7 protein-coding genes are annotated in these 6553 nt (G+C 62.5%); 5 read left to right on the top strand and 2 right to left on the bottom strand.

What is annotated here, in order from left to right; all coding sequences use genetic code 11:
• A partial coding sequence (locus DOU50_RS01645; RefSeq protein ID WP_148768619.1) for an efflux RND transporter permease subunit occupies positions 1 to 966 on the top strand: 966 nt, incomplete at its 5' end.
• Here DOU50_RS01645 and DOU50_RS01640 read toward each other — a convergent pair.
• Entirely contained in the window at positions 917 to 2038 is a 1122-nt protein-coding gene (locus DOU50_RS01640) for a YbdK family carboxylate-amine ligase (protein WP_148768618.1), read from the bottom strand. The genes DOU50_RS01645 and DOU50_RS01640 overlap by 50 nt on opposite strands.
• Positions 2039 to 2142: 104 nt before the next feature.
• Between DOU50_RS01640 and DOU50_RS01635 the strand changes: the two genes are divergently transcribed.
• Positions 2143 to 3033, top strand: a complete 891-nt coding sequence (locus DOU50_RS01635; protein ID WP_148768617.1) for an oxidoreductase — start codon at positions 2143 to 2145, stop codon at positions 3031 to 3033.
• Here the strand turns inward: DOU50_RS01635 and DOU50_RS01630 are convergent.
• Positions 2981 to 3823, bottom strand: coding sequence for an AraC family transcriptional regulator (locus tag DOU50_RS01630; RefSeq protein ID WP_148768616.1), 843 nt, complete (start codon positions 3821 to 3823; stop codon positions 2981 to 2983). The genes DOU50_RS01635 and DOU50_RS01630 overlap by 53 nt on opposite strands.
• 76 nt (positions 3824 to 3899) lie before the next feature.
• Between DOU50_RS01630 and DOU50_RS01625 the strand changes: the two genes are divergently transcribed.
• The 3 genes from DOU50_RS01625 to DOU50_RS01615 all read left to right on the top strand — a co-directional run.
• Positions 3900 to 5882, top strand: coding sequence for an FUSC family protein (locus DOU50_RS01625; RefSeq protein WP_148768615.1), 1983 nt, complete (start codon positions 3900 to 3902; stop codon positions 5880 to 5882).
• Entirely contained in the window at positions 5875 to 6090 is a 216-nt protein-coding gene (locus DOU50_RS01620; protein ID WP_024906912.1) for a DUF1656 domain-containing protein, read from the top strand. The genes DOU50_RS01625 and DOU50_RS01620 overlap by 8 nt, the downstream gene beginning before the upstream one ends.
• A partial coding sequence (locus tag DOU50_RS01615) for a biotin/lipoyl-binding protein (RefSeq protein ID WP_148768614.1) occupies positions 6087 to 6553 on the top strand: 467 nt, incomplete at its 3' end. The genes DOU50_RS01620 and DOU50_RS01615, both read left to right, overlap by 4 nt.

Below are 6553 nucleotides of genomic sequence, written 5' to 3'. Positions count from 1 at the left end.
GAGCGCGCCGCGCGTCTCGACGTGCCGGTGTCGCGCATCTTCAGCAGCCTGCAAACCGCCTTTGGCGGCACGCGCGCCGGGGATTTCAGCATCAACAACCGCGTCTACCACGTGGTGATGCAAAACGAGATGCAATGGCGCGAGCGCGCAGAGCAGATCGGCGAGCTGTTCGTGCGCAGCAACAGCGGCGAACGGGTGCGCCTGAGCAACCTCGTCACCATCACGCCGACCGTCGGCGCGCCGTTCCTGCAGCAGTACAACCAGTTCCCGTCGGTGTCGGTGAGCGGCTCGGCGGCGGCTGGGGTGAGCAGCAGCACCGCGATGGCGGCGATGGGTGAGATTCTGGCGGAAAGCCTGCCGGCCGGATACGACTACGCCTGGAGCGGCATGTCGTACCAGGAGCAGCAGACCGGCAATCAGGCGATCTGGATCGTGCTGGCGGCGGTGGTGATGGCGTGGCTGTTCCTCGTCGCCCAGTACGAGAGCTGGACGCTCCCGGCGAGCGTGATGCTCTCGGTGCTGTTCGCCATCGGCGGGGCGCTGGTCTGGCTGTGGATGGCCGGATACGCCAACGACGTGTACGTGCAGATTGGTCTGGTATTGCTGATCGCTTTAGCGGCCAAGAACGCGATTCTTATCGTCGAGTTCGCCCGCGCGCGGCGTATGGACGGAATGGCGATTGTCGATGCCGCGCGGGAAGGGGCCTCGCGCCGCTTCCGCGCGGTGATGATGACCGCCGTGTCGTTCATTATTGGCGTTCTGCCGATGATGCTGGCGACCGGGGCGGGTGCCCAGAGCCGCCGCATCATCGGCACCACGGTGTTCAGCGGTATGCTGGTGGCGACCGTGGTGGGGATTCTGTTCATCCCCGCGCTGTTCGTGCTGTTCCAGCGCCTGCGCGAGTGGGGCCACGGCCTTACGGACTCGTCGCCCACAGCTCGCAGTGCTTCTGCACCAGAGAAATAAGCGAGCCACCGTCGGCGATAAACTCCCGCATGCGCTGTGCTTCGCTCTTGCCCTGCTTTAACAGCAGGGCAATTTCATTAATTGCGCTCGTCGCGCCAAGCTTCTCGGCCGACGGCGCCACCTGCTCCAGCAGCCAGGCGATATCTTCCGCCACGGTTTTGTGCTCGCCGGTGTGCACGTCCGTCAGGATCCCCTCCAGCCCGTAGCGACAGGCCTGAAAACGGTTAAAGCGGTACAGCAGAAAATCTTTTTCCTGATGCTTATAGGGCCGCGCGGTCAACAGCCAGTGGGACGTCGCCTGAATTAGTCCGGCGATGTTAATCGCATGGCCGAGCGTCAACGGCGTATCCATCACCCGCACCTCCACGGTGCCAAAATGCGGGCTGGGGCGAATATCCCAGTGCAGATCCTTGATGCTGTCGATCATGCTGGTGGAACTCAGGCGGCGGAACAGCCCCTCGAACTCCTGCCAGCTGTTGACCCACGGCATCTGGCCGTTATCCGGGAACCCTGAAAAGATGTTGAGCCGCGACGAGGAGAACTTCGTGTCCGTGCCCTGCATATACGGCGAGGCTGCCGCCAGGGCGATAAAGTGCGGCACAAAGCGCGACAGGCCGTGCAGCAGGTAAATCGCGTCATCCCCGGTCCGGCAGCCGACGTGAACGTGCTGACCGAATACCGTCGCCTGCAAAATCAGATAGCCAAAGCGCTCCAGCGTGACGTTATAGCGCTCGTCGTCGCACACCTCCTGGCGCTGCCATTTCTGGAACGGATGCGTCCCGCCGCCGCAGATCTGAATGTGCTGCTCCGCCGCGGCGCGCAGGATGCTCTGCTGCATCACCGAGAACTGCGCCGCCGCCTGGTCGATGGTCTGGCACACGCCGGTGGCGATTTCGAGCATGCTTTCGGTGATGTCGTGTTTGACTTCACCGCCTTTGATGTCGTCTTTGACGGCGGCGATAAGCGCGGAGGAGTCCTGGCTCAGATCGTAGCCCGGCGGGTTAACCACCTGCATTTCGAGCTCGATGCCAAGGGTGAACGGTTCAGAGGATTTGAAATCGGGTAAAGGCATGGCGCACTCCGTTGTCTGTGAATGTTGAGTATAGACAACGGGTGTGGCGCACTCGTCTCAGGGTGGTATAACTGATAGCAGGCTTAGCAAAAGGGGAGTGACTCATGTCTGACTATCCAACGATTGCGCTGATAGGACCGGGTGCGATTGGTACTACCATTGCCGCGGTACTGCATGACGCTGGCCGCACGCCGCTGCTCTGCGGACGGACCGCACACGCGGCGTTACGCCTGCGCCATGATGAGGGTGAAACGGTGGTGCCCGGTCCGGTATTAACCGATCCGACAGCCATCACGCGCCCCGTGGACCTCGTGTTTATCGCGGTGAAAACGACGCAAAATGCCGACAGCGCCGGGTGGCTGCGCGCGCTGTGCGATGAAAATACGGTGGTCTGCGCCCTGCAAAACGGCGTTGAGCAGAAAGCTCAGCTTGAGCCTTTGGTCAGTGGCGCAACGGTGCTGCCGTCGGTGGTCTGGTTCCCGGCGCAGCGTGAGCCGGATGCCTCCGTCTGGCTGCGGGCGAAGCCGCGCCTGACGCTGCCGGACATGCCGCAGGCGCAGCGGGTGGTGGAGGCGCTTCGCGGTACGCGCTGTGAAGTTGCACTCTCGGCAGATTTCGCCACCGTCGCCTGGCGCAAGCTGCTGCAAAACGCGGTCGCCGGGCTGATGGTGCTGGCCAACCGCCGCGCCGGGATGTTCAGGCGCGAGGATATTAGCGCACTTTCGCTGGCCTACCTGCGCGAGGGGCTTACCGTCGCCCGCGCCGAAGGGGCAAAGCTGGACGATGCAGTGGCGCAGGAGATTCTGGCGAACTTTCAGCGTGCGCCTGAGGACCTGGGTACGTCTATTCTGGCTGACCGTCAGGCCAACCGTCCGATGGAGTGGGATATCCGCAACGGCGTGATCCAGCGTTACGGCCGCAAGCACGGCATTGCGGTACCCATCAGCGACGTGGTGGTGCCGCTGCTGGCGGCGGGGAGCGAGGGGCCGGGTTAACGGCCGCTGTTTTCCGTTCGGCAAAGTAATGCGCGGGCGTGCTGCCCATCGCTTTTCGGAACATGGTGATAAAGGCGTTCACGGATTCGTACCCGAGCGTTGTCGCCACGTTCTGGACCGGTTCGCCGCTTGCCAGCTCCCGCAGGGCAATAATCAAGTGCAGCTGCTGGCGCCATCGCCCGAAGCTCAGCCCGGTCTCGCGCTGCATCAGGCGTGCAAACGAACGCTCGCTGAGGGCAAGCCGTTTCGCCCACTCCTTCAGGGTGCTTCGGTCCTCAGGGCGGCTGACCAGCGCGTCTGCCATGGCGCGAATTTTCGGGTCGGTTGAGACCGGCAGGCTCAGCTTCTGCTGCGGCATGCTGGCAAGCTCATCCAGCGTGACCCTGATTAGCCTGGCAACATGGCCGTCGGGCGGATAATCAACGCCCTCGCGGGTTAGGCGATCGACCAACTCCTTGATCAGCGGCGAGATCGCCAGCGTGCAGCATCTCTCCGGCAGCGCCGCCGCGCCGGGCTCAATAAACAGATAGTTCAGATGCGCGTTCCAGGTCGCTTTGGCGCTGTGCGGGATCCCCCCTGGGATCCAGACGGCGCAGTCTGGCGGCACGATCCAGATGTCATTCTCCGCGTAACAGCTGACCGCACCGTACCGGGCAATAATCAGCTGTCCTTTCCGATGGCTATGCACCGGTACTTCCGCGGCGTAGTCCACGAAGTCCAGATGACGCGCCACCGCCGGGCTGACGGTAGAGTCGGGGTCATACAGCGTAGTAGCAGATTGAGGCTTCACGATTCTGGCAACATTCAGGTATTTTTTGACAGAATAGAGTATTTAAGCGGGTCTGCAAGCCGGTAATAATTCCGGCATGAAAAACGTCTTCTCTTATCCCGTGCGCCTGCCCGCCGCGCTGCAAAACGACGCGGGGGCGCTGATCTACGCCGCAAAGAGTTTCGCCGCGGCGATGCTCGCTTATTACCTCGCGCTGTCTATCGGCCTCGAACGCCCCTCATGGGCGATTATTACGGTTTACATCGTGTCGCAAACGTCGGTCGGGGCATCGCTCAGCAGAAGCCTCTACCGGCTGGCCGGTACGGTTGTCGGGGCCAGCGCGACCGTTCTGATTGTGCCCACCTTCGCGAATACGCCGATCCTGTGCAGCATTGTGCTGACGGGCTGGATCGTATTCTGCCTGTGGCTCTCCCTGCTGGAGCGCACGCCCCGGGCCTATGCCTTTGTGCTGGCGGGCTACACCGCGAGCCTGATTGGTTTTCCCGCGGTATCCGATCCCGGCGGCATCTTTAACGTCGCCATTGTCCGCGTGCAGGAGATCGCGATCGGGATTTTCTGCGCGGCGCTGATTCACCGCTACGTGCTGCCCGCGCGGGTATCAGGGCTGTTCAACGCTAAATTATCCCAGACGCTACAGGCCACGCGCGAGCGGGTGGCGGATACCTTAGCGGGCAAGCCCGATGCGGCTTCCGGCCCGTTGCATCTGGCCCTGGCGCTGCAGTTCCTGCAGGGCATAAGCCACCATATTCCGTACGATTTTGCCCTCTCCGCCCCGGTGCGGCAGGCCAGAAAAGCGATTCACGACCGGCTGGCGCGGCTCGTTATCGTCAACTGTGAACTGCACGACCGCATGCCAGCGCCTGGAACCCTGCCCGCCGACGTGCAGGTCTTGCTGGAGGATGTTCAGGCCTGGGTGGCCGGTGAAGGCGCTAGCCTCAGCAGTACGGCAGAGGCGCTGCGGCTCCGCTGTGCGCTTCTCATCGATCGGTATGCCGCGCAGGCGCAGACGTTTGACGACGTGCGGCTGGTCAGTTTTATCCGCTACCTCTCGGAGGCGATCGCGCTTCTGCAGCAGTGCGAGCGTCTTTCCGGGGCCATCCTCCACGCCAAACCCGTCTTTGGAGAGATGCAAAGCCGCGCGGCTAAAGGCTACGTTTTCCACCGCGATCCTCTTACCGCGGCCCGCACGGCGCTGGGGGCTTTCGCCATCATCCTGAGCGGCTGTCTGGTCTGGATCTTCTCAGCATGGCCGGATGGCGGTACGGCGGTGTCTATTCTGGGGGTCTGCTGCACGCTGTTTGGCAGCTTCGACACCCCGGCCCCCCACATTGTGAAATACATCATTGGCTCGTTCTGGGGCGTGGTGATTAGCCTGTTCTACAGCTTTGCGCTGCTGCCGCTGGTGAGCGATTTCCCGGTGCTGGTGGCGGTGCTGGCTCCTGCGTATCTGCTGGCCGGGTCGCTTCAGGCGCGTCCACCGACCACGTTTATGGCGATGGGCATCACCCTGACGCTGCCCATTCTGTGCGAGCTGGGGGCGCACTACAGCGGAGACTTCGCCGTTGCGGCCAACACCGCCATCGCGCTATTTGCCGCGACCGGCTTTGCCGTTATCAGCATGAGCCTGCTGCAAACCGTGCAGGCGGATGGTGCCATCACGCGTCTGCTGAACCTGTGCCAGCGCGACATTCGCCGCAGCGTGAAGGGCACGCTGCGGGTTGACGAAACGCACTGGATCAACCTGATGATGGACCGAACCGCGCTCTTGCTGCTGCGACTGCAGCGCAGCGAGCGCGCGCCAGAGCAGGCGCTCGATCGGCTGTTACACGCGCTGCGTCTGGGGCTGTCGGTCATGCATTTACGCCGCGGTGACGCACCGCCCGGCAGGGAGGTTGACGCACTTTTTCATAGGATAAACGCCGCAGACCGCAACGCCTTACGGGAACGCATCGTCACCCTTGTCGAGCGCCATCTGCCTGCGGCAGATGAACATACGCGCCAGTTTGTCTTCAGGCTGGTGGATCTGCACTGTGCATTACGGGAGCCAGACCATGGTTAACGATCTCAATATCGGCGGGGTTTTTATCCCGGGATTGCTGACGGTCGCCCTCGCGGCGCTGGTCTGCACGCTAAGCCTCGTCGCGCTTTTCTCTCTTAGCAGGGGCTACCGGCGCTTGCCGTTTCGCCCGCTGATGGATGTTTCAACCTGGATTGTCACCTTTTTCCTGCTGATGCAGGGTCTGACCGCGTTGGGGTTATTGTCATGAAATCACTGCTCTCTTTACTGGCTCGCTATGCGCTGACGTTGAGCGTCGTCGCGGCGGCTACGCTTCTGGCGTTTATGATGTGGAAACACTACGCAGAAACGCCGTGGACCCGCGACGGGCGCGTGCGTGCGGATGTGGTGCAGATTGTGCCGGACGTCTCCGGGCCCGTCATCAGTGTGGCCGTTCGGGATAACCAGTGGGTGAATCGGGGCGATGTGCTTTACACCATCGATCCGCGCTGGCTCAAGCTGGTGGTGGCAAGCGCGCAGGCTGATGTGGAGTCGAAACGCCATGAGATGCTGATGCGCCAGGATGCGGCCCATCGCCGCACGCTGATTAAAAACGCCATCTCCGGCGAGGACTTGCAGCAAACCGGCAGCGCGGCGAACGTCGCGGCGGCCAATTATCACGGCGCGCTGGTCGCGCTGGAACTGGCTGAGCTTAATCTGGCGCACGCCACCGT

The sequence above is a fragment of the Enterobacter sp. C6 genome, assembly GCF_008122455.1.
GTDB lineage: Bacteria > Pseudomonadota > Gammaproteobacteria > Enterobacterales > Enterobacteriaceae > Enterobacter > Enterobacter pseudoroggenkampii.
Note: the sequence above shows the minus strand (reverse complement) of the source record. Positions and strands in the feature narration are given on the sequence as shown.